Raw genomic sequence first — 26195 nt, forward strand, 5'->3', positions numbered from 1 at the left:
ATCTCATCTTTGGCCTCGGCGCGGGTTATTGGGTGGTGCAGCAAATTCAAGCCAAGCGGAAACTGCAATTCAGCGGCGGTCCACCGACCGTCAGCGCCAGCAAGCGTGCGCTGGAGCATAAAGTCTCGCTGCAAAAGAAAAAGAACGCCGGTGGAGCACCTGCACAGGCGCGGCGCATCGCCGTGACCGGCCTCGCTGCCAGCATCACTCTGCCGGAGATGCCCAGCATGCCAAACAGCAGCACGCAGATCGTCGCCGGGCGCATGAGTGGCATGGGCGGCGCGGGATTCGGCACGGGACTGGGCTTTGGCAATGGTAGCGGCATGGGCGTCGGTGGCATGGGCAAGGGCGGACTCGGTTTGACCATGTTTGGTGCACGAGGAGGTGCTGGTTTAGTCGGCACCTTCTATGATCTGAAGCGCGACAAGGACGGCCAACCCACCGGCGTGAAGCAAAATCGCGATCTTTACACCAAAGTGCTAAAAGACTTCGCCTCCGGTGCCACCTGGAAGATGCCCGCAAGCGTGAAGTGCTACACCGGCAAATCACGCCTCGTCGCCAAAGCCTTCCTGTTTCCCGCCATTGCGGATACGGAGGCGGGCAAGGCGTTTGAAGAATCAGAAACGGGCCCCGGCATGTGGATCGCGCATTACACCGGCACGGTGAAGGTGCCGGTGAGTGGCAAATACCGCTTCGTCGGCTGGGGGGACAATCTCATGGCCGTGCGCTTCGGCTCCAAGATCGTGCTCGACGCCAGCGACATCGGCTACCTCGCCACCAAGGGCAACCGCAGCGCACGCGGCAGCGTCGCCTTCCCGCGCAAAGGCACCACTCCGCTCCTCAACGGTGACTGGATCGACATGAAGCTCGGCGATATGATCAAAATGGATGTGCTCCTCGGCGACGAAGGCGGCATCTACTGCGCCGGCCTGCTGCTCGAAAAAGAGGGCGATGCGGCCAAACCCGGCAAAGGTAACATCCCCGAGTTGCCACTCTTCCTCGTCGCCCCGCTCAGCGCTGCCGAAAATAAACTCTTTGACGATCACGTGCCCGACAGCTCACTCAAAGGCCCCATTTTCAACACCCTCGGCTCCAGCACCAGCCCGCTGGACATGCTGAAACGGTGACCGCAGTCTTAGAACATCCAATCGCGCATGAACCCGCCGACCGACATTCACACCTGGCTCGCAGAGCACGATTTGAGCGATCTCGTGCCGCATTTCGAGGCGAACGCCATCACGCCGGACCTGCTGCTCACGCTCAATGCGGAGGAATTGCGTGAAATGGGCATCACCGCGCTCGGACACCGGAAAAAGCTGCTCGCGGCGATTGAAGCGATGAAAGCGCCGGTGGTGACTGCCGCGCCAAAACCTGCCGTCGCAGCCAAAATACCCGTACCGAGCGCTGTAGCGCCCAAACCACCTCCCGCGCCGACCGCGCCATCGGATCTGTCGGATCTGTCGGATCAGACAGCTCCGACTGATTCACCCAAATCCAAGCGCAAAGCCTGGTCCGCTGGCTTTCTCGGCGTCTCCATTGCGCTGCATCTCGTCTTTGGCCTTGGCGCAGGTTATTGGGTGGTGCAGCAGATTCAGGCAAAGCGGAAACTCCAGTTCAGCGGCGGTCCGCCGACGGTCAGTGCCAGCAAGCGTGCGCTGGAACACAAAGTCTCGCTGCAAAAGAAAAAGAACGCGGGTGGCGCACCTGCACAGGCACGGCGCATCGCCGTCACCGGCCTCGCGGCCAGCATCACGCTGCCGGAGATGCCTAGCATGCCAAACAGCAGCACGCAGATCGTCGCCGGGCGCATGAGTGGCATGGGCGGCGCGGGATTCGGCACCGGCATGGGTTTTGGCAATGGCAGCGGCATGGGAGTGGGCGGCATGGGCAAAGGCGGACTCGGCTTGACCATGTTCGGTGCGCGCAATGGCGGCGGCCTGCGCGGCACCTTTTATGATTTGAAGCAGACGAGCAAGAAAGAGCCTTCCGGTGTCACGGCGCAAACTTACAACGGCATCGTGCGTTCCTGGGTGGCAGGCGGCTTGAAGGAGTCCTTCATCGACAAATACTTCCAAGCGCCGGAAAAACTCTATGCCACGCAGTTCATGCTGCCGCAAATGGATGCCACGGAGGCCCCGAAGGCCTATGGAGTGGAAAAAGATGTGAAGCCCGCGCAGTGGGTCGCCCACTACAACGGCAAGGTCTCTCCGCCCACGAGTGGCACCTATCAATTCGTCGGCACGGCGGATGACACGCTCGTGGTGAACTTCAACGGCAAGCTCGTGCTCGATGGCTCTTGGTTCCCCGTCTCCGCCTTGCAGCCGACTGGCATCGAGCCACGCGGAAATTACGGCGGTCATCCGCGCAAAGGCTACGTCAAAGGCACGCCCTTCAAAGCCACCGCCGGACAATGGTATGACATCGATGTCGTTATCGGCGAGCAACCTGGCGGCAAATTCTTCGCCTGCCTGTGCGTCATGGAAGCGGGCAAGACCGCGATGCCGCTCTTCCGCCTCTCCGCCGGCAAGCTCCCCAAGAGCAACGACCCGCCGCCCTTCGACGAAAATGGCCCCATTTGGAAAGCGATCAGCTCCAGCACGTCGATGAGTCCGCTGGACATGCTGAAGCGAAGCACGCCGTAGCCTTGACGGCGCAAGCTCTCTCTGCTTTCCTCTGCGTTGTCATGACCACGCCCCGCCAGGCCCTCCTTCTGCTTTCCCTGCGACTTACGCAAGGGTAGGCGGCCCGTGTTTCCTCGTCATGCAGTCCTTGCCGTCACGTCACGGCAGCTTTTCAATTCAGGAACGCCCTGATCAATCTCATCTTCGTCATCTCATGTTAAAAAATCCTTCTGCTAAATACCAGCGCTTCGATCCCGTTTCGTTGCCGAATCGTCGCTGGCCGTCCCAAACCATCTCCAAAGCCCCGATCTGGTGCAGTGTCGATCTGCGCGATGGCAATCAAGCGCTCGCCGTGCCGATGAACGTCTCGCAGAAGCTCGACATGTTCGATGCGCTGGTGAAATGCGGCTTTAAGGAGATCGAGGTCGGCTTTCCCTCCGCCTCGAACACCGAGTTCGCCTTCAATCGCCGTCTCATCGAAGAAAAGCGCATCCCTGACGATGTGACGATCCAGTGTCTGGTCCAAGCGCGTGAGGATTTGATCGAGAAGACCGTCGAATCGCTCATCGGCGCGAAGAAGGTCGTCATCCACATGTATAATTCGACTTCACCTGCGCAGCGGAAGTATGTGTTTGGCAAAACGATGGAGGAAATCATCGCCGTGGCTGTCAAAGGCGCGCAAATGATCAAAGACCGCCTGCACCGCCTCACCGAGGGCGGCACGCAGGTCACGTTGCAATACTCGCCCGAGAGCTTCAGCGCCACCGAGGTCGAGTTCGCCAAGGAGATCAGCGAGGCCGTCATGGACGTGTGGCAGCCCACGCCACAGCACAAAATGATCCTCAACCTGCCTGACACCGTCGAGGTGGCCATGCCCAACGTGTATGCGGATCAGATTGAGTGGATCTGCACCAACATCAAAAACCGTGACAGCCTCATCGTCAGCCTGCACACGCACAATGACCGCGGCACCGGCACCGCCGCCACGGAGCTGGGCTTGCTCGCGGGCGCAGATCGCGTGGAAGGCACCTTGTTTGGCAATGGCGAACGCACTGGCAATCTCGACATCGTGCAGGTTGCCATGAACTTGTACATGCACGGCATCGCGCCTGAACTGGACTTCAGCGACATGAACGGCCTCATCCGCATGTACGAGCGCACCACCGGCATGACCGTGGCTCCCCGTCATCCTTACAGCGGAGAACTCGTCTTCACCGCGTTCAGCGGCAGCCATCAGGATGCCATCAAGAAGGGCTTCGCCGGTTACGATCAGCACAAAACCATCTGGGATGTGCCATACCTGACGATCGACCCGAAGGACATTGGCCGCGAATACCACGAGGTCATCCGCGTGAACTCGCAGAGCGGCAAAGGCGGCGTCGCCTACCTGCTCGAAAGCGAGTTCGGTATCGAGTTGCCGAAGGACATGCAGCGCGAGTTCGGCCCCATCGCCAACGACATCGTTGATAAGCTCGGTCGCGAGGTCAGTGGCGCGGAATTGAAGGACATGTTCTGGCAGGAATACATCCAGCGCGAGACGCCCTACGCCCTGCATCACTTCCACGCCGACGGTGTGGACGGCGTCTTCACCTGCCGCTGCAGTTTGGTCATCAACGGCAAAGAACGCGGCATCACCGGCACTGGCAACGGCCCCATCGCCGCCTTCGCCGATGCGCTCATCAAAGACGCCGGTGCCCCGAGCTTCGAAGTCACCACCTACCGCGAGCAAAGCCTCAGCAGTGGCACTGAAGCCAGCGCCCTCGCCTTCATCCAGATCAAAACCAGCGATGGCAAGACGATCTGGGGAGCAGGCGTCGATACGAACATCGAACTAGCCTCGATCAAAGCCGTACTCAGTGCGGTGAACCGGGCTTCAAACTAACACGTCAACGATTCCTTCATGTCCCTCCAAATCCCCGACTACCCCTTCCAAGCCTACATCTTTGATTGCGACGGCACACTCGTTGATTCGATGCCGCTGCACTACATCGCCTGGGTGGAGGCGTTGAAGCGGTATGATGCGCCGTTCGTCTTCACCGAGGACGACTTCTACGGCAGCGCCGGCATGAAGGAGCAGGATGTGGTCAGGCAGCTCAATACGCGTCATGGCTCCAGCCTCGATCCCGTCGGCGTGGATGAGTTGAAGATGGAAATCTTCGCCAAACGCATTCCAGAGCTCCAGCTCGTAGGCCCGGTGGCTGAGTTTGCCAGATCCATCCATGGTCGCTTTCCGATGGCGGTGGCGTCCGGCAGCGCTGAACCCACCGTGCGTGCGAGTTTGCAGGCGACCGGACTCATCGACCTGTTCCCCATCATCATCACTCCGGAACGTGTGAAACATGGCAAGCCTGCGCCGGACATGTTCCTGCTCGCCGCCGAACTGATGGGAGTGCCTCCCGGCGAATGTCTCGTGCTGGAAGACGGCAACAGTGGCCTCGAAGCCGCCAAGGCCGCAGGCATGCAGGCGGTGTTTATTCCGCGCAGCTTGAGGTAAGTAGTCCCGAGCTTTAGCTCGTTCTGGATAAAGCGCCGCGGCCTCCCAAGCCCCAGAACGAGCTAAAGCTCTCGACTACTTTGCTTCGCGCTTCAGCGCGAATCTCGACAGCACTTCGTCGGCGGTGAGTCCCGATTCAGCCCCAACGCCGAGCACAAAGCCGTCGCGTAACCCAGCCTTCTCAGGGTTCAACGCGATGTAGCGCCGGAAGTGGTTCAACTGTGCTTCGCTGCGCAGGATGTGATCGAACGGCTCATGCTGCCAAAGCTGGCCGGAGCGCCCGCACGCAAGGTTGATCTCCCGGGCGCTGCCGCCCTTCCAGCGTTGGATAATTTCGCCAAGCAGGGTTCCCTCGATTGGCTCGACCAAGGCGTGGAAGTGATTGGGCATGATGACCCAGGCGTCGAGATAATAATCACTCCCGTGTCCTGCTGTAAGCTTGCTGACGAGCATTGCGGCAAGGTCTGCTTTCGCTAGAACGCATTCACCGTGACCTGCATCCAGCAGTTCATGAAAGCGTGCGGTAAATTCGCGATGATAGGCATGGCGCTGGTCCTCCGGGAGTTGATCAAGCTGTCGTGCGGATGAGATGCCATGGGCGGCAAGCCAGGAGTCTCGCAGCTCACGCCATTCATCCAGAACATGCGTGGGCAGAGAGTCGGCGAGACGTGCGGTGATGAAATAAGTCGTGCCCCATTGCCGCCAGTGCGGGAGTTTCAGTCGATGGTTATGAACCTCCTTGCCTGGATCAAATGGTATGAAGGGCATGACGAAAGTAGTTCCGAGCTTTCATCCTTCGCAGTCTTGCTACGGAGAACGGATCAGCTCGTTCTGGATGTGGCGGGACTGAACAGAGTCGAGCTGAAGCTCTGGACTACTTTCCAGCACGTCACGAAGCCCTTGGCGAAGTCCTGCGGCCTTGCCTCGACCCAGGCGGTGATGTCCTCCGGCTTGAACCAGTCGCCGGTGGCGATTTCCTCGGGCAGGCAGCGGATGGGGCCATCGTGTCTCGCTAGATGCAGTTCGACGAACTCGTGATCGGTGTTGTCGCCCGCAGGAATGGTGGCGGCGACTTCGGTGGTCCCGACCTCGATGCCGATTTCCTCGTGGGTTTCGCGGATGGCGGCACTGGCATAGCTTTCACCGGCATCGAGGTGACCAGCGGCGCTGCTGTCCCACTTCAAGGGCGACACGTCTTTGAGATGCGAGCGCTGTTGGAGGTAAATATGACCGCGTTTGTTGATGACGAAGATGTGAACCGCACGATGCAGCAGTTTGCGCTTGTGCACCTCGCCACGCGTGAGCTGGCCGGTGACTTCATTGCGTTCGTTGACCACGTCGAACATCTCGCTGGCCTTCTGCCCGGCGTCCGCTTCATGGCGCTGCTCATACCAGCGGGCGATGTGAATCCACTGTGTAAGCGAGAGCGCCTCCGCACGCACCGTCGGTGAGACGTTGAGCGCTTGAATCAACGCCTCCCAGCCGCCGGGAGCTTCGGGAAGCAAGTTTTTGAGTTGTTTGCGACGCTGCGAGAAACCCATGCGCACGAGGCGGTCGAATAGCACATGATCAAACACCGGCAGTGTTGCCGGATCGCGTGGCGTGAGACGGATGACGGCGGAATCGACTCTCGGCTTCGGCACAAACACCTCCGGCGGCACAATGCGCAGCAGTTCGACATTCCAGTCCTTCTGCACCAGCAGGCTGAGCGCTCCGTAGGCATCGTCTTCGCAGGTGGCAGCGAGACGATCACACACTTCCTTTTGCAGCATAAACACGGCACAGCCAACCGGCGACGGCGGAGTGAGCCAGTGCTTCAAGATCTCGCTGCCGACCGAGTACGGCAGATTGCCCACGATGCGCAGCGGGCCGTGCTTGAACCACGAGCGCAGATTGATGCGCGTGGCGTCGTTGTGGATGACTTCGACATCTTTGCGGCCTTCAAACTGGCCTTGCAGCTCGGGAGCAAGCTGGGAGTCCTTTTCGATGAGCACGAGATGCTTTGGCCGGCCGACGAGATGCTTGGTCAATGCCCCCATGCCTGGACCGATCTCGACCACAAAGTCAGCGCCATCCGGCTGCACCTGATCGGCGATCCAGCGGGCCACCTCCTCATCCTGGAGGAAGTTCTGCCCCATGCTCTTGCGCGGAGTGAAGTGCGGGCGTGGGGCAGGGGATTCGGAGCGTCGTTGATCGCGGTATCTCATTGCCGCATCATTCACGCATTCGGTGATCCATCAAACACTCATCCCGGTGAGGCACCACTTGACCCCCGGCATGATCGACGCACTCTGACGCGTGCTCCGAACCTCCCTCAAATCCAAGCTCCACCGCGCCGCCGTCACCGATGCCAACATCAACTACGAAGGCAGCATCACCATTCCCACCGACCTCATGGAACTGGCCGACCTCTGGGACGGCGAAAAAGTGCTGGTGACCTCGATCACCAACGGTGCGCGCCTCGAAACCTACGTCATCCCCGGCCCACGTGGTTCTGGCCAGATCGTCATCAACGGTGCTGCCGCCCATCTCATCAACACCGGCCACCGCGTCACCATCATGGCTTGGGGTGAGAGCGAGCATCCGATCATTCCGAAACGCCTGCTGCTCAACGAGCGTAACGAGGTGGTGAACGAGACGGTGCTGTGATTCTTGGACGGCCACGCCGTCACAAGAATACCACGATGGGAAACATTCGGCTGTTCATGGGGAGCCTGGATTCCGTATGATTCAGCCATGAAACACCTCGTTCTCGGCCTGCTTTCTTTGCCCTTCGCCCTTGGTTCTGCGCTGCTCGCGCAGGCAGATGGGATCAGAACGAAGACGACCTACGCCAAGGCCTACGGTGAGACAAAGAATGCCGTGACCGTGGATGCGGCGAAGGATCTGCCTCGCTATCCCGCCGTGGAGCCGAAGGATGCCATCGGCACTTGGCAGGTGAAGAAGGGCTTCAAGCTGCAACTCGCTGCGCATGAGCCGCAGGTGCGCGATCCCATCGCGATCTGCTTCGATGAGAGCGGACGCATGTTTGTGTGCGAAATGAACGACTACAGCGAGATGCGCGAGGTGACGCCGCACATGGGCCGGATTTCCATGCTTCAGGACAAGGACGGCGACGGCTACTTCGAGACGAGCCAGGTCTTCGCCGATGACCTGCCGTGGCCGACAGGACTGGTCTGGGCGAATGGCGGCCTGTATGTCGGTGCGACACCGGACATCTGGCGATTTGAGGACAAGGACGGCGATGGCAAGGCCGAGGTGCGGGAGAAGGTCTTCACCGGCTTCGGCACCGGTTTGAAAATGCTCAACGTGCAGGGCTTGATGAACAGTTTCATGTGGGGGCAGGACAATCGCATTCATGTTCTCGCCGGTGGTGGCAATCGTGGTGTGGTGCGTAGGGTGGGCGTCCCGCCTGCCACAAGTGCCTCAGGCATCCTGCCTGATGAATCAAAGGCGGGCAAAATGCCCGCAACACAGGGGGCAGGCAGAATGCCTGACCTACAGGATGGCATTGAGCTCGGCGGCAAAGATTTCTGGTTTGATCCGCTCACGCATGAGTTCGGCCTCGAAGGCGGCGGCGCGCAATACGGCATGAGCTTCGACAACTACGGCCGCAAATTCGGCTGCTCGAACTCTGACCACCTCCAATACTGGGTTTACGACGATAAATATGCCAACCGCAATCCCTACTACCAGATGCCGCCTGCGCGTCAGAGCATCGCGGCAGACGGCGGAGCAGCGGAGGTGTTTCGCATCAGCCCGGACGAGCCCTGGCGCATCATCCGCACGCGTTGGCGTATTGCGGGTGTTGTCAAAGGCGCCGTCGAGGGCGGCGGACGCGTCAGCGGCTACTTCACCGGTGCCACGGGCACCACGATCTATCGCGGCGATGCCTACGGTCCCGAGTTCGTGAACAACAGCTTCACCGGCGACGCCGGTGGCCAGCTCGTGCATCGCAAAATCATCAAACCGAGCGCCGACGGCATCAGCCTCGTCGGCGAACGCCCCGCGGACGAGCACGGCTTCGAATTCGCCGCCTCCAAAGACACCTGGGTGCGCGTGGTGAACTTCGCCAACGCCCCCGACGGCTGTCTGCACATCTGCGACATGTATCGCGAAGTCATCGAGCACCCGTGGAGCATCCCCGACGAGATCAAAAAACACATTGACCTCAACAGCGGCAATGATCGTGGCCGCATCTACCGCATTGTGCCGGACAAAGGAGCGGAGCGCATCGGCCAAAAGGTCAATCTCGCCAACGCGAGCACCGAAGAACTCGTGAAGCTCCTCGGCCATCCCAACGGCTGGCACCGCGACACCGCGCAGCGCTTGCTTTATGAGCGCCAGGACAAAGCGGCGGTGCCGCTGCTGGAAAAGGTAGTCACAAGCACAAGTGGATGGGATCCTCTGGCAAAGCTCCACGCACTTAGTGCACTGGCTGGTTTTGGTCCTGTGGGGGAAGCTCCCATGATTTCTGCACTCACAAGTTACGGCCTCATGGAGCGTGCATGGAGTCTTGTCGAGGCACATCTGGCACAGAAACCCAGTCATGCGTTAAGTGAAGCCCTCAGATCAGCATGCACGGTCGAATCTCCACGCGAGGCTTTTCATGTGATGCTTCATGCACCGCAGTTGTTTGCATGCATTCCTTCGGATTGGAGAGGATTTGATGATGCGACGAATGATTTGAACAACATTGGCCGCACTCTGATCGCGGCGTCACAAACTTGGAGTCACAATGCTTGGGTGACAAACGCTTGGTTTGCCAGTGATCCCGAACTCGCATGGCTAATGCTTGCCCCCCTGCTCGATGTCATTAGTCCAGAAAACCCAAACTTGGCTAGAATTCTCGAGTTGAGCCTCGCTTCGAGTACTAGCCGACCAAAGCTATGCCCTAGTGTGGCCCGTTTGTCTCAAGGAGAAATTATCGGTTGGGTGGCCGGGCATCCTAGAGCCGAACTGCTTGTAGCTGTCGCAAGGGGCCTTCGCAAAGCCGGCACCAGTATCGAGAAAGCTGATACCGATCACAAATTCGCCGTCGTCTTCACTAAGGCCGCCGAGACTGCCCTCGCTAACAAAGCCTCCGAGTCTGCCCGGCTCGAAGCCATCGAGCTTCTCGGCCTCGCGTCATCCGAGCAAGCGACCGAGACGCTGCACGCCTGTATCGCGAATGGTCAGCCGGATGCGATTCAGGCGGCTGCTCTAAAGCAGCTTGTCGGCTCGAAGGCACAGGGCACGACGAAGACTTTACTGGTGGCATGGCCGACACTCGGTCCAAAGGCAAGAGCCGCCGCGATGGATGCTTTGCTTTCGCGTGACGAGTCTGCCATCGCTTTGCTCGAAGCGAACGTGATGAAGCCTGCCGACTTTTCCGCAGCGCAGGTGCAGGCGCTGACCAAACACAAATCAGAAAAGGTGGCGGCGGCAGCGAAAACGGCGCTGGCTTCGGTCATTCCGCCCTCACGCGAGGAAATGACAGCGAAGTTCAAACCTGCCATCGCGGCGAAGGGGGATGCCAAAAAAGGACAGGTTCAATACATGACCCGCTGTGTGGCTTGTCACAAGGCTGGGACACTCGGAATGGCAGTGGGACCGGATTTGATCACAGTGAAGACGAAGGGCCGCGAGGCGTTGCTGACGGCGATTTTGGAGCCGCACAAGGAGGTGGCGTCGCAGTTCATCGCCTACACGGTGAACACGAAGGACGGGCAGACGCTGGCAGGCATCATCACGAATGACACGGCCTCCAGCATGACCATTCGGATGATGGGCGGCATCGAAAAGACGCTGCAACGTTCGGAGATCAAAGGCAGCAGTTCCACCGGGCAGAGTCTGATGCCGGAGGGCCTCGAAACCGGCATGACCGTGCAGGACATGGCAGATCTGATCAGCTATATCGAGAGCCTCTGAGCCTAGCTGGCAAACAACCTCTGTTTTCCTTTGCAGCACCCGCGCTTCGCGCTCCTTTGCACCACCATGAAAACCACCCCCGTCACTTTTGAAGACCTGCAGTCTTCGGTCATCGCTGTTCCGCCGCTCTGCCGGAACAAGGATCTGTCCCTGGCCAAGTCGCAGAACAGCCGGTTGATCAAACACATGTACAAGGGTGGCATCCGCACGCTGCTCTATGGCGGCAATGCGAACCTCTACAACGTGGCGCTGAGCGAGTATCACTCGCTGCTGAAGATGCTCGTGGATATCTCGCCCGAGGACATGTGGATCGTGCCTTCCGTCGGCCCGATGTATGGCACCGCCATGGATCAGGCGAAAATCCTCAGCGAATACGCCTTCCCGACCGCGATGCTGCTGCCCACGCTGTTCCCGTCGAAGCCTGCCGGTGTTGCCACGGCCATCCGCCACTTCGTGGAGAAGTCCGGCATGAAAGCCGTGCTCTACATCAAGGACGGTGCCTACATCACGCCCGAACTCGCCGCCGAACTCGTCAACGACGGTCTGATCTCCTGGATCAAATACGCCATCGTCGAGCCGGATCCGTTGAAGGACCCTTATCTCAAGAAACTCATCAAGCTGGTGGACCCCAAGCTCATCGTCAGCGGCATCGGTGAGCAGCCTTCCATCATCCATCTGCGTGACTTTGGGGTCACCGGCTTCACCGCCGGTTGCGTGTGTATTGCTCCTTCGCGCTCCACCGCATTGTTGAAGGCGATTCTGAAGAAAAACTGGGACGCCGCCGAAGCGATCCGCGAAGAATTCGTTGCACTCGAAGACCTGCGCAACGCGCACAGCCCGATCCTCGTGCTGCATCACGCTGTTGAACTCGCTGGTGTGGCTCAAACCGGCCCCGTGTTGCCGCTGTTGACCGAACTCCCGGCCAGTCTGCTGCCGAAGATCGAGAAAGCCGCCAAGGCACTGCTCGCCAAGAACGGCTGAGCCAGTCTTGACCTCTTGACGGTCCCTTGACCACCTCTTGACATCTCCCGTGAAACTCACGGCTTGAATCTCCGTATCCACCTCATGTCCTCCCGCCGCCACTTCCTCCAATCCCTCTCCAGTACCGCTCTTCTCGCCGCAACGGGCAGCATCAACGCTCAAGAAGCCGCCAAACCAGCACGCAAGCTGCGCAAGGCTATCATGGGCGGCACGCTTGGTATCAAGGGCACGCTGATTGAAAAATACACCGCCGCCAAAACGGCTGGCTATGAAGGTGTGGAGCCTGCGGGTGGCATGAACCAGCAGGAAGTGCTCGACGCCCTCGGTAAATCGGGTCTGCAAGCCGCCAGCGTGTGCTGCCACACGCATTGGAAGCAGACGCTCACGCACAACGACCCGGCGGTTCGCGAACAGGGCCTGCAAGGCGTGCTGCAAACCCTGCGCGATGCCAAAGCTTATGGTACCGACTCGATTCTCGTCGTGCCCGGCGTCTGCAATGAAGAGGTGCCGTATGACCTTGCCTGGGAGCGCTCGATTGCCGAAATCAAAAAGGCCGTGCCGCTGGCGAAGGAACTCGGCGTGAAGATTTCCATCGAGAACGTCTGGAACAATTTCATCCTCAGCCCGCTCGAAGCCGTGCGTTACCTCGATGAAGTTGGCGATCCCATCGTCGGCTGGCATTTCGACATCGGCAACGTGCTGCGCTACGGCTGGCCGGAGCAGTGGATCAAGGTGCTCGGCAAGCGCATCAACCGCATCCACGTCAAAGAATACAGCACCAAGAAAATGAAGGACGAAGGCGTCTGGAAGGGTTTCGACTGCGATCTCACCGAAGGCGACAACAACTGGCCCGCCATCATGCAGGCCCTCGACGCCGCCAGCTACACCGGCTGGGCCATCAGCGAACAGCGAGGCGGCATCAACCCCGGCGGTCTCAAGACCCTCACCGAGCGCATGGACAAAATCTTCGCGCTGTAATCAACGCATTCGACATTCGTCATTCGGATTTCGTCATTTCTAAGATGCCCTCCGCCCTCGCCCTCTTCGCTCATCCTGACGACATCGAGTTCGTCGCCGCCGGAACCATGCTGCTGCTCAAAGAGCGCGGCTGGGACATCCACTACATGAACATGTGTACGGGCAACGGCGGCTCCGTGCAGATGGACGGCCCGACGACGACGAAAAAACGCCTCGAAGAGGGCAGGGAAGCCGCCCGCATCCTCGGTGCCACGTTTTATCCGCCGATCAGTGACGATCTGGAGCTGACCTACGACGTGAAATACCTGCGCCAGGTCGCCGCTGTCGTGCGCATGGCGCAGCCGAGTATCGTGCTCACACATGCGCCGGCGGATTACATGGAGGATCACATGGCCGCCTCACGCCTCGCCGTCACCGCCGCTTTCGCGCACTGCATCCCGAACTTCCAGACTGATCCGCACCTGCCGTCCTACGCGCATGACGTGACTGTTTATCACGCCATGCCGCACGGTTTGTGCGATCCGCTGCGTCAGAAGCTCATGGCCGGGTCCTACGTGAACACGAGCAGCGTTCACACCCGCAAACGCGAGTCGCTCGCCGCGCATGAAAGCCAGAAGCACTGGCTCGATGTCAGCCAGGGCATGGATTCCTATCTCATCAGCATGGACGCGGCATCCCGTGCCATCGGCAAACTCTCCGGCCGCTTTGAATTCGCCGAAGGCTGGCGCCGGCATCTGCACCTCGGCTTTAGCGCGAAGGAGATCGACCCGCTCAAGGATGCGCTCGGGGAGCTGTGCCTGATCAACGAGGTGTATGAGGAAGCGAAGGCCACGCCTGTTTGAGTGGCATTGAGTGCTCAGTGCTCAGTGCTCAGTGCTCAGTGCTCAGTGCTCAGTTTTTGCAGATGCAGTCGCCACTTGCCAACTGAGCACTGAGCACTGAGCACTGAGCACTTAACCTCCCGCATGCCCGCCCCGCTCACTTATCTCCTCATCGACGGCCACAGCGTCATCCACGCGTGGCCGGAGCTGCTGCGAGAGCACCGGGTCGCCTCACGCCGCCATCTCGCCCGCATTGAGCTGTTGAAACGTCTGCGCAATCTCCAGGACATGAGCGGCATGCAGGTCGTTGTCGTCTTTGACGGCGCGAAGCAAGGAACGAACGAGGAGCGTGAAAAAGACGGCCTCCAGATCATCTACGCCGACCCCGGCACCACAGCGGACACGATTATCGAGCGCCTCGTCGCCAGATACGCCAAGGAGCGCCCCATGCGCGTTGTTTCAGCCGATGGCATGGTGCGTGAAACGATTCTGTCACTTGGAGCCGAGTGGATCAGCCCCGAAATCCTCCGCAGCCATTGCGACAGTGCCGAAACGAACATGCGCGCCCGCCTTGCCTGATGCCGAATCACGTTTAAACATCTACCCATGAGCCTGCTCAAATCCCTCCTGTTCCTGACACTCGGTCTTTCCTCCGCACTGGCGCAAGCCCCCGCCGCCGCCGACCGCTCCAAAATTTCCGATGAAGTGAAAAAGCTGCTCACCGAGGCACGCGATATGCGCATTCAGCACCGCTACACCGATGCGCTCGATAAACTCGACGCTGCCGAAAAACTCGCCCCCACCCTCGCCGACATCTACGCCTTGCGTGGTGACATCTACCTGGCTCCACGTCGTCGCGATTTCGATCTCGCCCTGCCGCAGTTTCAAAAGGCCGCCGAACTCGAGCCGCAAAGCCCGTTGCCCAAGTTCAACCTCGCCGAGTACTATTTCGTGAAGCACGAGTTCGACACCGCGCTGCAAGCCTTCACCAAGCTGACGACCGATTACCCGAAGCTGCCGATGGTCATTCGCCATCTGGTGCATTACAAACGGGCGCTGTGTGAACTCAAGCTCGGCCATCGGACTGCGGCGGAGCAGATCATCGCCGACAGCTTCACCTTCATGGACGACACGCCCGCCTACTACTTCAGTAAGTCGGCGCTGGCCTTTGAGTCAGGCAACACCGCCAAGGCCAATGAATGGGTGCAGCGCGGTGTGGCTGTCTTCAAAGGCCCGGCCTGCGAGCCGTATTACGATGCCTTCAAGGAACTGCGCTGGGTGCCCGACATGGATCTCAACGCGCCGAAAGACCAGCCGAAGCAGCCGTGAAATGGCGCATCGCAGCCGATACCGGCGGCACCTTTACGGATTGCCATGCCCTGGACCCGCAGGGCCGCGAGTCTCGCTGCAAAGTTCTCTCCACCGGCCATCTGCGGGCCAAATGCATCCTCCCTCTCCCCGCCGAGGACGTTGCATCGTTTGAAATTCACCTTCGGGGAGAGGGTCGGGGTGAGGGGCCAGCCTTCAGCCTCGTCGGCCTCCCACCGCTTCCCTCGGACTTCCTCATTGGCTTCCTCATCAAAGCCATCGGCGATTCCGAGCAGCGCTGCATCATCCACGCTGACCCGCTGACTCTCGACGGTCCCATGCCATCCAGTTGGCAAACCGGCACGCTGCTCGAACTCACCACCGGTGAAGAAGCTCCCGTCCTCGGTGCCCGCATCCTCACCAACACCCCGCCCGGCCACGACTTCCCGGCGCTGAGCCTGCGCCTCGCCACCACACGCGCCACCAACGCGTTGCTGGAACGTAAAGGCGGCCGCGTCGCGCTTTTCATCACGCGTGGCTTTGGCGATCTTCTTCAAATCGGTGACCAGCGCCGCAGTAATCTCTTTGCGTTGCGCCACGAGCCGCGCCCCATCTTCCACGAGTGCGTCTGCGAAGTCCCCGAGCGTCTCAGCGTCTGCGGTGAAATTATCGCAGCTCTCGATGAAGCCGCCGTGATGGCTGAAGCCAGGCGCTGCATCGCTCTTGGCTTCACCACCGCCGCCGTTTCGCTACTGCACGCCCACGCCCATCCGCAGCACGAGTTGCGCGTCGGCGAAATCCTGCGGCAATGCGGCTTCACACAGGTTGTACTCTCGCATCAAACCGCCGCGTTTGCCAAGTTGCTGCCGCGCACACAGAGCACCGTGGCTGATGCCTATCTGCACGGCCCGGTGCATGAGTTCCTGAGCGCCCTCCGCACCGTCGCTGACGACATGCAGATCATGACCAGTGCTGGCGGCCTCGAAACCGCCGATGCCATCCGCCCCAAGGACATGCTGCTCAGCGGGCCCGCCGCTGGAGCCATCGGCGCGGCGAACGCCGCCCGCCGCCTCGGCATCACCAAAATCATCACCCTCGACATGGGCGGCACCAGCACCGATGTGGCGCGCATCGACACACGGCCCGGTTATCGCTTCACGCAGGAAGTCGCCGGCATGAAGCTGCTCGCGCCGTGCATCGACATCGAAACTGTCGCCGCAGGCGGCGGCTCGATCTGTTGCTGGACGCATCACGGCCTCGCCGTTGGGCCGCAGAGCGCCGGGTCCAATCCCGGCCCTGCTTGCTATGGCAAAGGCGGCCCGCTCACCATCACGGACGTGAACCTGCTGCTCGGTCGCTTCGATCCTGCCCGTGCACCGATCCCGCTGAACATTGAAGCCGCACGCCAGCGTTTGCGCGAACTGCACGTGCAAACTGATGGTGGTATGAGCGAATCCGAACTCCTCCATGCGCTGCTCCGCCTCGCCGTCGAGCACATGACCGATGCGATCCGCCGCATTTCCATCGGCGAAGGCTATGATCCCGCCAACCACGCACTGCTCGCGTTTGGTGGTGCCGGACCGCAGCATGCCTGTGCTGTCGCGGCCCAACTCGGGATGAAGATCATCCTTGTTCCTGAACATGCTGGCATCCTCAGCGCCGTCGGTTTGCAGGAAGCCGTGCCAGAGCGGATCATCGAGAAAGAATACCGTGTTCCGTTGCATGCATTTTTGTCGGACACGTCTGACTTGTCTGACAAGTCAGGCCACACCACCCAGATCGCCGAACTCCGGCTTCAGGGGCAGGACACACCGCTTCAAATCGAGTTCAGCGCTCCAAACGACCTCCCACGGCTCTATCGCGAGTCCTACCAGCGCTTGTTCGGCTACACACCGCCAGCGAACCGCGAAATCGAACTCGTCAGCATACGCCGCATCCTCAAGGAGGAGGGGGGGCCAGCCTCCTCATCGCCCCAACGGGGCGAAAGAAAGTGCCTCAATCCACCACCAGCCCTCATCCAGGACGCTTTCAGCACCATCGTCGTCGAACCCGGCTGGCTCGTCGATCACATCGAAGGCTTCGGCCACATGCTGAGTCATCCAACGCCGCAATCTGGTCCCGCCACGCTCGAGCGCGATCTCCTTCGTCATCGCTTTCATTCCATCGTCAGCGACATGGGCGCGCTGCTCTGCCGCACGGCCATCTCCACCAACATTCGTGAGCGACTCGACTTTTCATGCGCGCTGCTCGATCCGCACGGCCGTCTGCTTTCCAGCGCACCGCACATCCCGGTGCATCTCGGCGCGCTCGGCGTCTGCGTGCGTGAAGTCGCCAAGGCCATCCCGATGCAGCCGGGGGACACCATCATCACCAATCATCCGGCCTTCGGTGGCTCGCATCTGCCCGATGTCACGCTCATCACGCCCGTGCATGATCAAACTGGCCAGCTCCTCGGTTACATCGCCAATCGCGCCCACCATGCCGAGATCGGCGGCATCACGCCCGGTTCGATGCCCGCCAATGCCACGCGCCTCATCGAAGAAGGCGTCGTCATCGCCCCGCAGCACCTGATTCGCGCCGAGAAATCCTGCTTTGACGAAATCAGCGCACTGCTCACCGGTGCGCAGCATCCCACACGCAATCTCGCTGACAATCTCGCCGACCTGCACGCCCAGCTCGCCGCCAACCTGCACGGCGTTGAGCGCCTGCGTGCGCTCGCGACTGATGCGTTGCCAGACGTGATGCAAAGCATCCTGGATCACTCGGCGCAGGTCATGCGCGCCCACATCGACCGCCTGCCTGCTGCCGTCGCCGCACGCGAAGAACTCGACGATGGCAGTGTGATCGCCGTGGAGATACGCAAACAAGCCGACAAGCTGATCCTCGACTTCACCGGCACCGCCGCCGTGCATCCGCGCAATCTCAACGCCACCCCTGCCATCGTGCGCAGCGCCGTGTTGTATGTGATGCGGCTGCTGTTGCAGGAAGATCTGCCGCTCAACGAGGGGCTGCTCGATCCCGTCGAGGTCATCCTTCCCATCTCTCTCCTCAATCCCATCTTCACGGGCGATCCATCCAATGATCCCGCTGTCGTCGGGGGCAATGTCGAAGTCAGCCAGCGCCTCGTCGATACGCTCATCAAAGCGCTCGGCCTTCAAGCCTGCAGCCAGGGTACGATGAACAACTTCCTCTTCGGTGGTGGTCGATTTGGCTATTACGAAACAATTGCGGGCGGGTCGGGCGCTGGAGACGGCTACGCTGGCGCACATGCGCTGCACACGCACATGACCAACACCGCCATCACCGATCCTGAAATCATCGAACAACGTTATCCCGTGCGGCTGCATCGTTTCGCGATACGCCATGGCTCCGGCGGGGCCGGAGAATGGCAGGGCGGCGATGGCGTGATCCGAGAGTTTGAATTTCTGGAGCCGCTGACGGTGAGTTTGCTCACGCAGCATCGTGTGCAGGCTCCATTCGGCATGAACGGCGGCTCCGCCGGTCAAACAGGGCGTCAAACTCTCGTGCGTGAGGGGCAAAGCACGAAGCTCGCTGGCTGCACAACGTTCGAAGCGCAGGCCGGAGATCGTGTGATCCTCGAAACACCCGGCGGCGGCGGTTGGGGAATGGCTACGGCTTCTTCGCGGGCACTGTGAGCCACGGCTGCGTGTCGGACATGATCAGCAAATCGCCGCGTGGTTCGACAAATGGGACTGCATAACTTGCCACCACGGTTTGCACGGCATCCGGTGCGCTGGTCACGATTTCGACCGCGAACGGGGCCTGGCTGACGGCGGCATCCGCCGCCGCTTTGAGCGTGAGCTTCACGTCGCCGCCTTTCGCTGGCACCTCGACAGCAGCCGCCGTGATTCCAGCAGGCAGTTTCACCGCCGTGGCTTGGATCTTGCCGGTGAATTTGCCATCGGTCTTCACATTGAGCTTCACTTCGACCGATTTGCCTGCCTCCACGCGATATGCGTGGGTATCGAGCGTGGCGGTGATCTTGGGCGTGAAGGGCTTCACCGTGAGTTCATACCAGTGATCTGCGCTGCCATGCTGGAAGCGATCGGCGACCACCAGCTTGAACTCACCGTCCTTCGGTGCCTTCCAGCGCAGTGCGGGGTCAACATGGTCCTTCGCGCCGTCATCCGCCTGCTGCAGTGATTTCCCATCCGCGTCCTCAATGCGCAGCGTTGCATCGAGCGGGCTGTCCAACGCGCTGGCTTTCACATCGATCTGCCAGTCGTCGCCTTTCTTCGCAGTGAAGCCGTAGCGATCCTCCTCGCCCGCTTTGCTGATGCTGCCGGAGATCGTGGCAGGCAGTGTGAGCGTCTTCGGTTCGTTCACGGGGGCGGTTTTTTTTGCTTCGTCCGTTACCATGAGCCGGTACCCATGGTTTGCGCTGCCCTTGAGCGCCACATCGGCGGCTGGAGGATGCGCAAATGCAAAAACCTGCACGAACAGCGTGCCATCAGCGGCGGGCGTGTAGTCGATGCGCGGGTCCAGATTGTGCGTGTCATGTCCGGCGGCGAGTTCGACGCCGCGTTCGTTCAGCAGCCGCAGCGCCGGGTCCATGGGAGATCCAAGTGCATAGCCGTGCAGGTCGAGCGTGATGTGTTTGCCCTGCTGCACGCGGAGCGCATGCGTATCGACATCGCCCGCCTTTTCCAGCACGCCGTTGATGGTCACATTCATCTTCGGCTCGGCAGTCTTGGCATCAGCCAGGGCGTCGTTCGGCTCTGTTTCGACGCTCTCCTCGAACTTGCCGACCTCGATGATGCGCGGCGGCGTGGCACCGTCGTCGGTGTAAAGCCGTACGAGGTACGGCCCCGGCAGAGCGTCCTTGGCGATGCTGAGGAAGTACTTCTTCGGCTGATCACCGGCGAGCACCACGATCTTGGGGTCACTCGACCAGGCTTGTGGCGAATTCTTCTCCAGTCCGGCACCGGCCACCTTCACTTCGACACGGCTGCCCACGCTGCCACCGGCAGGGAAAATGCTCTCAAAGCCGGGCGGGGCCGCATGCGCAGCAAGCCCGAACATGAGCACGAGCCAACTCACACGCGCATGCATCACGCAAACAGCTCACGGATTGGCCGACCGCCGTTGATGAGCTGCACGGGCCGTCCGGTGTTGGTGTGCAGGACTTGATGCGGATCAATGCCCAGCTTCGTGTACAGCGTGTTGGCGAAGTCTTCCGGCGAGTAGATGTTGTCGCTGGCGTAGTAGCCCTTGGGATCGGTGGCACCGATGATGCCGCCGCGTGGCACTCCCGCACCAGCGAAGAGGATGTTCATCGCGCCCGGCCAGTGATCACGACCCGAGTCCTTGTTGATCTTCGGCGTGCGGCCAAATTCTCCGAGCGCAATGACCAGCGTGCTCTCCAGCAGGCCACGGCGGTCGAGATCGGTGATCAGCCCGGCCATGCCCTGGTCGAACTTCTGCATGAACTCGCCTTTGCAGGTCTTGAACAGCTCGCGGTGATGATCCCAGCCGCCGTAGTTCACGGTAACAAACGGGACGCCCACTTCGACGAGACGCCGCGCCAGCAGCATGCGCTGGCCCACATCGTTGCGGCCATAAAGGTCACGCGTCTTGTCATCCTCGCGTGAGATGTCGAACGCCTCCTGCGCCGGCTTCGAGGCGATCAAATCGACTGCCTGGCCGTAGAAAGTGTCGAAACTCACCGCCGGATCTTCCGCCACGGCATCATTCAGCCGCTTCATGCGATCCAGCGAGTGGCGCAACTCACGACGGGCCAGACCACGGGCATCGGAAATGTCCGTTGGCAGCACCACATCGCGTACTTTGAAGCCTTTGGAGTTCGGATCGCCACCGGCGACGAACGGCGCATGCTCCGCGCCGAGGAAATTCGGCCCACCGCTGCGGGTGATGCTCGGCAGCGTCATGTAGGCGGGCAGACCATTCTGCACGCCGCGTTTGTAGCTCACCACGCTGCCAAACGATGGATGGAAGGTCACGAACGCGCCGCAGCCCACCGGCACCGGCGTCGGCGCACCGGTCATCATGTAATGATTGCCGCCGCCGTGGTTCGGATCCTTGTGGGTCACGCTGCGCAGCACGGTGAACTTGTCCGCCGCCTTGGCCAGATGCGGCACGCACTCGCTGAATCGCACGCCCGGCACGCTGGTCGGGATCGTGCCGAACTCACCGCGAATCTCGCTCGGCGCATCCGGCTTCGGGTCAAACATCTCGTAGTGTGACGGCCCGCCATCCAGCCATACCAGGATGCAGTTCACCGGCCGTGCCAGCGAAGGCTGTGGAGCCGTCGCGGCCATCGCTCGTGCTCGCAGCAGATCGGTGAAGCCCAGCCCACCGCCTGCAGCCGTGAGACCGAGCTTCAAAAAATCGCGGCGCAGGTGGCCGGCACAGTTGTGAGTGAGACGAGACATTCGTTGGGGGGAAAGACCTGCAAATTACGAGCGTGGGAGAGGGTTCTTGCGTGGGGCGCGAGATTGGAAGGCATCTTGCCAAATTCCCAGCCTGCCTTTACTCTCCGCATGCCCGCCAATGTCCCCGCACCCCGCCATAGCGAAACCCGTGAAACCTCTGCTCACCCAGGAGCAGATGGATCGCATCTTATCCTCGCGGCGCTCGGTCACCTCCGAAGAAGCCTACCGGCAGATGGCGGAGCATACGGGTCGCCCTCTCTCTCCCGGCAGAAAGAAGGCCTGCGTGAATGGGCGCGAGATCTGGGTCTCCTGCTGACCGCGACCGATTTGCCGTCTAAAGTTGTTCGCGGCGGTCAGGAGCATGATCTTTATCACGATCAAGCAACCGATCGTTACTTCAAAGTCACTCGCGACGGCATCTTCGGCCTCTCGCCCGGCATTGATCTGGCATTGGTCTCGTCAGACATGGATGCGCGTCGGTTTCATCTGTGGGAAGCCTCGCCGCTGGAGTATCTCGAACGTCTGCAGCTCCAGAATGAAATGGTTCCCGGCCTGAACGCACTCGAAGGTGTCATCGACCAAGGCGACGATCTTGCCATCGTCACATCACAGCCACGATTCGACATTGTGAACGTCACGCTGGCCGAAATCGATGTTTGGTTTGCCGCACAGGGCTTCGAGAAGATCACCGCGTGCGGCTACTATCGCGCGGAAGACAATCTCGGTGTCTTCGATGTCCATGCGAAGAATGTTGTCCGTTCTGGCGATCAGTTGATTCCTTTTGATGCCATCCCGTGTCATCCCGAAGGAGGGTTCCTGCAGTTTATTCAAGACACCACCGCCAGGGGGCACAGCGTCAGTGTGGTGCGCACCGTCAGCACGTCGCCACGCCTCAATGATTGAACACGAACTCCGCCGAGTTCAGCAGGCTCCACAGCACATCTTCGATGGCCGCCTGCCGGTTGGCGATGCCGACATCGAGCGCTTTACCGGCAATGGCCGCTTCCTCAGCCGTGGGCAGGCGTGAGTAGCAGGCGAGATACAATTCTTCCATGATGTGCTCGGGCGTCAGCTCGCTCTTCGCCAGCCTCGTGGCGCGGCCTTTGCTGCTGATGAGCATCTCTTGCAGCTTGGTCGAATTCATCAGATGCAGCGCCTGCACCACGCTGGGCTTCGCATCGCGCTCACAGGGGCACTCGGAGCTGGCGTTGGGACGACCAAAGGCGTCCATGAACTGGCTTTCGAGCTTGTGGTTCCACGTCTGCTTCGCCAGTGCCTCGGGCGGCATGCCGGAGAAGGTTTCTTTGACCTCAGTGACGGCGCAGACAGCATCGAGCAACGTTTCGGCGGGCAGCCGGCGGCGGTAGCTGCGGCTGTAGTTCTTGAGATCGGCAATGTTCGTCTCATTCGGCAGGCTGCTGAGTCGATAGACCTGCGACAGCATGATGGTGCGCATCAGGTGCTTCAAATCGTAGCCGTGTTTCACGAAATCCTGCGCCAGCCAGTCGAGCAGCGGGCCGTTCGTTGGCGGATTGGAGGCGCGGAAGTCGTCCACTGGATCGACGATGCCTCGGCCCATAAAGCTCGACCACACTCGGTTCACCATGGCATGGGCGAAGTGCGGATTCTTCGGGTTCGTCATCCAATCAGCCAGCACGACACGCGGATCTTGCGTTTCGGCGATGGGAATCTCCTGTTCAGCCGGTGGACGTGGTTTGAGTGTGGCTTTCGTGACCGGATGTTCGATGCCCGCGCTGCCAGGACCGAACCACCAGGACTCCGGCTCACCGCTGATCGGGGCGGAGATGCCCTGGCCCTTGCGTTTCATCTGCGTGAAGAATGCCGCGAGCTGGTAGTAGTCCGTCTGATCCCACTTTTCGGTCGGGTGATGGTGGCACTTCGCGCATTCGAGGCGGACTCCGAGGAAGATTTGACCGACGAAGGTGGCGGCGTCGATGGGTTCACGTTTGTCACGCCAGATGGCCACCGGGCCGTCCTTGTGCGTGTTGCCCTGGGCCGTGAGCAACTCGCGCACGAAGCGATCCCACGGCTTGTTCTCGCGAAAACTCTGCCGAATCCATTGATCGAGCAAATACACCGGCTTCACACCAACACGCGAGGGATTGGGCCGCAGCAGATCGCCCCACTTGATGGCCCAATGATCCGCCCACTCGGGGCGTTGCAGCAGCGCATCGATCCAGCGCTCGTATTTGGCTGCATCCTTGTCTGCCGCAAAGGCACGCGCCTCTGCCACCGTCGGCAGCATGCCGATGGCATCCAGCGTGCTGCGGCGCAGGAATTCCGCATCGCTGCACGTCTCGCTCGGCAGATGGCCGAGTCTTTGCAGACGTGCATAGACGAGCTTGTCGATGTCGTTGCGCACGGTGAGCTGCGCATAGGCCGCCGCTGGCAGCAGCTTGTCCGCCGGCACTGCCACGCGTGAGATCGCCACCTGACCCATGTAGCGCGCCACGATCACCGTTTCGCCGCTCTCGGTGCTCGTTTTGACTTTTCCGGCCTCATCTACGGCGGCGATGGCTTTCTCGGATGAAATGTAATCCGTCAACGCCGTCACATCGCGTGTGGAGCCGTCGCTGTACTTCGCCACGACCTTCAAGACCTGCTCCTCGTTCTTGCGATAGGTCTTTTCGCTCGGTGTGACCTCGATGCCAGCCAGTGCCGGCTGATTCGGCGTTTCATACGGCATGCCCTGGCGAATCCACGCCGCGATGGTCTTCGCCGATTCAGAGTCCGGTTCAAAGCGCTGCCCGCCTTCATGCTGGACGCGCACGGTGGCCTTTTGCAGCAGCAGACTGTCTTCCGGCAGCGCCGGAAACACCCGGCGGCCACGCGCATCGGTCACCAGCTCGGCGTAATCGTTCTTTGGATCGTAAGCGAAGATGGAAAGCTTGAAGCCCGCCTGACCGGAGGACTTCGCATGACAGGAACCGAGATTGCAGCCGGCCTTGCTGAGGACGGGGAGGATGTCCTTGGTGAAGGAGAGGGCTTTGGCAGAAGTGCTCAGTGCGGAGTGCGCAGTGCTCAGTTTCTGACTCTGAGCACTGAGCACTGAGGACTGAGCACTTGGCAGCTTCTGCACATTCTGCTTCTCATCCACCCGATAGACGTCGCCAGCATGCACGGCGGCGAAGATGTTCTTTCCATCGGCGGCCAGCACGGCGGCATGCGGCACGCCGTCGAGAGTGGCGAGCTTCTTCTCTTTGCCCGAGTTGAAGGCGAGCCGCACGCCGTCGTGGGTCTTCAACTCGGTGACGCCTTGCACGTTACCATTGTCGCAGAGGTAGGTGAGGCTGGTGGAGTCGGGGGACCACATCAATGCCGTGACCGGCGTCGCTTTGTCGCCCAGCAGCATCAGCATTTCCTTGCTGGCGATGTCCCAGACCTTCAGATCCTTGTCCGCTGATCCGGTGGCGAGCCATTTGCCGTCGTGGTTGAAGCCGAGCGCCACCACATGGCCGACATGGCCTTCGATCTTGGCGATCTCCTTGAACGTCGCCGCCTCCCACACCTTCGCGAGGTTGTCCGCGCCTCCCGTCGCGAGTTGTTTGCCATCGCGGCTCAGCGCGAGGCTCAAGATGTTGTCCGCATGTGCTTCCACGGTCTGCGCGGGTTTCGCCTCACCGAGTTTCCAGCGATGCAGCATGCCCTTCAGGCTCGTGGCACCCTCAGCAAGCACGAGCGTGATGTTGTCCGGCAGGAAAACGAGTCCCGTCACACGGCCTTCGAGCGGAGCAGTCATCGTGTGTGCTACTTTCCAATCCGCGGCATGCCACACCAGCACCGTGCGATACCCACCCGCTGCGAGCAGTGAACCATCCGCATTCCACGCCAGCGACTGCACCACATCCTGGTGGCCTTCGAGCGTCGCGACCACCGGCGTATCCTTGGCGGCCACATCACGAATCAAGACGCGATGCCCAAAGCCCATAGCGAGTTTTTTGCCATCTGGACTCAGCGCCAGCGTCGTGGAAGGCGTATGACCGGCCGGCAGGGCCACGAGCTTGTCCGCCGGCGTCAGTTCGCCGAATTTCTTCAGCGCTACTTCATCCCAGGCCGCGCCGGAGTTGATCCAGGCCTTGAGCAGATTGATCTGCTTCTCCGGCAACTGCTGCTTCGGCGGCATGTGCGCATCGCCCGGATCATTCAGCGCCTTGATCAACGCACTGTGCCCCGCATCGCCCGCTTTGAGTGCGGCACCATTCTCGCCGCCCTTGAGCGCCAGATCGCGCGTCTCCAGCGACAGACCACCTTTCTTCTTCTCCGCATTGTGACAGCCCAGGCACTGCGTCTTCAAAATCCCCATCGCCTGTACCGGACGCACCTTCGCCTCCTCCGCAGCGAGTGAGGAAGTGAGCAAGACGAGCAACAGGGCATTTCGGCGGGCAATCATGAGCGTCGCAGACTACGGGCGCTCTGGCGTATCTCTTGCCACACTCACGACCCAACAAAAACGCCTGACCGTTCTCGGCCGTAGCCGTGCAGAATGTGAACCACAGAGGCACCGGGTACGCAGAGGAATTAAGAAACGCCTGGAAGTCACCTCATGGTGAAGTCGATCAACAAGACTCTTCCCTCTGTGTCCCCTGTGTCTCTGTGGTTCCATGGCATGGACACGGCTCAGGATCAGGCGTTCGTTGAATGAATCAGT

At 60.6% G+C, this 26195-nt stretch carries 17 protein-coding genes and 1 pseudogene; 13 read left to right on the forward strand and 5 right to left on the reverse strand.

What is annotated here, in order from left to right; genetic code table 11:
• The 4 genes and pseudogenes from ACKVY0_RS00290 to ACKVY0_RS00305 all read left to right on the forward strand — a co-directional run.
• A pseudogene (locus tag ACKVY0_RS00290) lies at positions 1-1127 on the forward strand (hypothetical protein); the annotation flags it as partial.
• A 27-nt stretch (positions 1128-1154) separates the two neighbouring features.
• Positions 1155-2642: a PA14 domain-containing protein gene (locus ACKVY0_RS00295; protein WP_409212780.1), complete on the forward strand. Its 1488-nt coding sequence runs from the start codon at positions 1155-1157 to the stop codon at positions 2640-2642.
• A gap of 193 nt (positions 2643-2835) precedes the next feature.
• The gene (gene leuA / locus ACKVY0_RS00300) at positions 2836-4503 is read left to right on the forward strand and encodes a 2-isopropylmalate synthase (RefSeq protein ID WP_409212781.1); all 1668 of its coding nucleotides are present in this window, start codon (positions 2836-2838) and stop codon (positions 4501-4503) included.
• An 18-nt stretch (positions 4504-4521) separates the two neighbouring features.
• Positions 4522-5115, forward strand: coding sequence for an HAD family hydrolase (locus tag ACKVY0_RS00305; protein ID WP_409212782.1), 594 nt, complete (start codon positions 4522-4524; stop codon positions 5113-5115).
• Positions 5116-5190: 75 nt separating this feature from the next.
• Here the strand turns inward: ACKVY0_RS00305 and ACKVY0_RS00310 are convergent, their stop codons facing one another.
• Complete coding sequence (locus ACKVY0_RS00310) at positions 5191-5883, reverse strand: transposase (RefSeq protein ID WP_409212783.1); 693 nt, start codon at positions 5881-5883, stop codon at positions 5191-5193.
• Between the two features lie 53 nt (positions 5884-5936).
• The gene (rsmA, locus tag ACKVY0_RS00315) at positions 5937-7322 is read right to left on the reverse strand and encodes a 16S rRNA (adenine(1518)-N(6)/adenine(1519)-N(6))-dimethyltransferase RsmA (RefSeq protein ID WP_409212784.1); all 1386 of its coding nucleotides are present in this window, start codon (positions 7320-7322) and stop codon (positions 5937-5939) included.
• A 91-nt stretch (positions 7323-7413) separates the two neighbouring features.
• Here rsmA and panD point away from each other — a divergent pair, with 91 nt between their 5' ends.
• The 8 genes from panD (at position 7414) to ACKVY0_RS00355 (ending at position 18769) form a co-directional block, all read left to right on the forward strand.
• Complete coding sequence (gene panD, locus ACKVY0_RS00320) at positions 7414-7764, forward strand: aspartate 1-decarboxylase (RefSeq protein WP_409212785.1); 351 nt, start codon at positions 7414-7416, stop codon at positions 7762-7764.
• Between the two features lie 87 nt (positions 7765-7851).
• Positions 7852-11025 carry a PVC-type heme-binding CxxCH protein gene (locus ACKVY0_RS00325; protein ID WP_409212786.1) on the forward strand — a complete coding sequence of 1058 codons (3174 nt, stop codon included), beginning with the start codon at positions 7852-7854 and terminating at the stop codon, positions 11023-11025.
• 66 nt (positions 11026-11091) lie between these two features.
• The gene (locus tag ACKVY0_RS00330; protein ID WP_409212787.1) at positions 11092-12006 is read left to right on the forward strand and encodes a dihydrodipicolinate synthase family protein; all 915 of its coding nucleotides are present in this window, start codon (positions 11092-11094) and stop codon (positions 12004-12006) included.
• Positions 12007-12090: 84 nt separating this feature from the next.
• The gene (locus ACKVY0_RS00335) at positions 12091-12984 is read left to right on the forward strand and encodes a sugar phosphate isomerase/epimerase family protein (protein ID WP_409212788.1); all 894 of its coding nucleotides are present in this window, start codon (positions 12091-12093) and stop codon (positions 12982-12984) included.
• Between the two features lie 44 nt (positions 12985-13028).
• A complete protein-coding gene (locus ACKVY0_RS00340) occupies positions 13029-13826 on the forward strand; it encodes a PIG-L deacetylase family protein (RefSeq protein WP_409212789.1) in 798 nt (265 codons plus the stop codon).
• A gap of 123 nt (positions 13827-13949) precedes the next feature.
• Entirely contained in the window at positions 13950-14384 is a 435-nt protein-coding gene (locus tag ACKVY0_RS00345; RefSeq protein ID WP_409212790.1) for an NYN domain-containing protein, read from the forward strand.
• 27 nt (positions 14385-14411) lie between these two features.
• Positions 14412-15134: a tetratricopeptide repeat protein gene (locus ACKVY0_RS00350; RefSeq protein WP_409212791.1), complete on the forward strand. Its 723-nt coding sequence runs from the start codon at positions 14412-14414 to the stop codon at positions 15132-15134.
• Positions 15131-18769, forward strand: a complete 3639-nt coding sequence (locus ACKVY0_RS00355) for a hydantoinase B/oxoprolinase family protein (RefSeq protein ID WP_409212792.1) — start codon at positions 15131-15133, stop codon at positions 18767-18769. The genes ACKVY0_RS00350 and ACKVY0_RS00355 overlap by 4 nt, the downstream gene beginning before the upstream one ends.
• Here ACKVY0_RS00355 and ACKVY0_RS00360 read toward each other — a convergent pair.
• Both ACKVY0_RS00360 and ACKVY0_RS00365 read right to left on the reverse strand, forming a co-directional pair.
• Positions 18744-20156, reverse strand: a complete 1413-nt coding sequence (locus ACKVY0_RS00360; RefSeq protein ID WP_409212793.1) for a hypothetical protein — start codon at positions 20154-20156, stop codon at positions 18744-18746. The genes ACKVY0_RS00355 and ACKVY0_RS00360 overlap by 26 nt on opposite strands.
• 29 nt (positions 20157-20185) lie before the next feature.
• Positions 20186-21526, reverse strand: coding sequence for a DUF1501 domain-containing protein (locus ACKVY0_RS00365; RefSeq protein ID WP_409212794.1), 1341 nt, complete (start codon positions 21524-21526; stop codon positions 20186-20188).
• Positions 21527-21589: 63 nt separating this feature from the next.
• Between ACKVY0_RS00365 and ACKVY0_RS00370 the strand changes: the two genes are divergently transcribed.
• Positions 21590-22429: a hypothetical protein gene (locus ACKVY0_RS00370; RefSeq protein ID WP_409212795.1), complete on the forward strand. Its 840-nt coding sequence runs from the start codon at positions 21590-21592 to the stop codon at positions 22427-22429.
• On the opposite strand, the gene ACKVY0_RS00375 is transcribed toward ACKVY0_RS00370, so the two are convergent.
• Positions 22419-25937: a DUF1553 domain-containing protein gene (locus tag ACKVY0_RS00375; protein ID WP_409212796.1), complete on the reverse strand. Its 3519-nt coding sequence runs from the start codon at positions 25935-25937 to the stop codon at positions 22419-22421. The two genes, ACKVY0_RS00370 and ACKVY0_RS00375, sit on opposite strands and share 11 nt — an antisense overlap.
• Positions 25938-26195 lie beyond the last annotated feature (258 nt).

This window comes from Prosthecobacter sp., assembly GCF_046154365.1.
GTDB lineage: Bacteria > Verrucomicrobiota > Verrucomicrobiia > Verrucomicrobiales > Verrucomicrobiaceae > Prosthecobacter.

What these genes read in the sequence shown, in the direction of transcription:
- ACKVY0_RS00295 (WP_409212780.1), top strand. Translation starts at nt 1,155, where the DNA reads ATGAACCCGCCGACCGACATTCACACCTGGCTCGCAGAGCACGATTTG.
- leuA (WP_409212781.1), top strand. Translation starts at nt 2,836, where the DNA reads ATGTTAAAAAATCCTTCTGCTAAATACCAGCGCTTCGATCCCGTTTCG.
- ACKVY0_RS00305 (WP_409212782.1), top strand. Translation starts at nt 4,522, where the DNA reads ATGTCCCTCCAAATCCCCGACTACCCCTTCCAAGCCTACATCTTTGAT.
- ACKVY0_RS00310 (WP_409212783.1), bottom strand. Translation starts at nt 5,883, where the DNA reads ATGCCCTTCATACCATTTGATCCAGGCAAGGAGGTTCATAACCATCGA.
- rsmA (WP_409212784.1), bottom strand. Translation starts at nt 7,322, where the DNA reads ATGAGATACCGCGATCAACGACGCTCCGAATCCCCTGCCCCACGCCCG.
- ACKVY0_RS00325 (WP_409212786.1), top strand. Translation starts at nt 7,852, where the DNA reads ATGAAACACCTCGTTCTCGGCCTGCTTTCTTTGCCCTTCGCCCTTGGT.
- ACKVY0_RS00330 (WP_409212787.1), top strand. Translation starts at nt 11,092, where the DNA reads ATGAAAACCACCCCCGTCACTTTTGAAGACCTGCAGTCTTCGGTCATC.
- ACKVY0_RS00335 (WP_409212788.1), top strand. Translation starts at nt 12,091, where the DNA reads ATGTCCTCCCGCCGCCACTTCCTCCAATCCCTCTCCAGTACCGCTCTT.
- ACKVY0_RS00340 (WP_409212789.1), top strand. Translation starts at nt 13,029, where the DNA reads ATGCCCTCCGCCCTCGCCCTCTTCGCTCATCCTGACGACATCGAGTTC.
- ACKVY0_RS00345 (WP_409212790.1), top strand. Translation starts at nt 13,950, where the DNA reads ATGCCCGCCCCGCTCACTTATCTCCTCATCGACGGCCACAGCGTCATC.
- ACKVY0_RS00350 (WP_409212791.1), top strand. Translation starts at nt 14,412, where the DNA reads ATGAGCCTGCTCAAATCCCTCCTGTTCCTGACACTCGGTCTTTCCTCC.
- ACKVY0_RS00360 (WP_409212793.1), bottom strand. Translation starts at nt 20,156, where the DNA reads ATGTTCGGGCTTGCTGCGCATGCGGCCCCGCCCGGCTTTGAGAGCATT.
- ACKVY0_RS00365 (WP_409212794.1), bottom strand. Translation starts at nt 21,526, where the DNA reads ATGTCTCGTCTCACTCACAACTGTGCCGGCCACCTGCGCCGCGATTTT.
- ACKVY0_RS00375 (WP_409212796.1), bottom strand. Translation starts at nt 25,937, where the DNA reads ATGATTGCCCGCCGAAATGCCCTGTTGCTCGTCTTGCTCACTTCCTCA.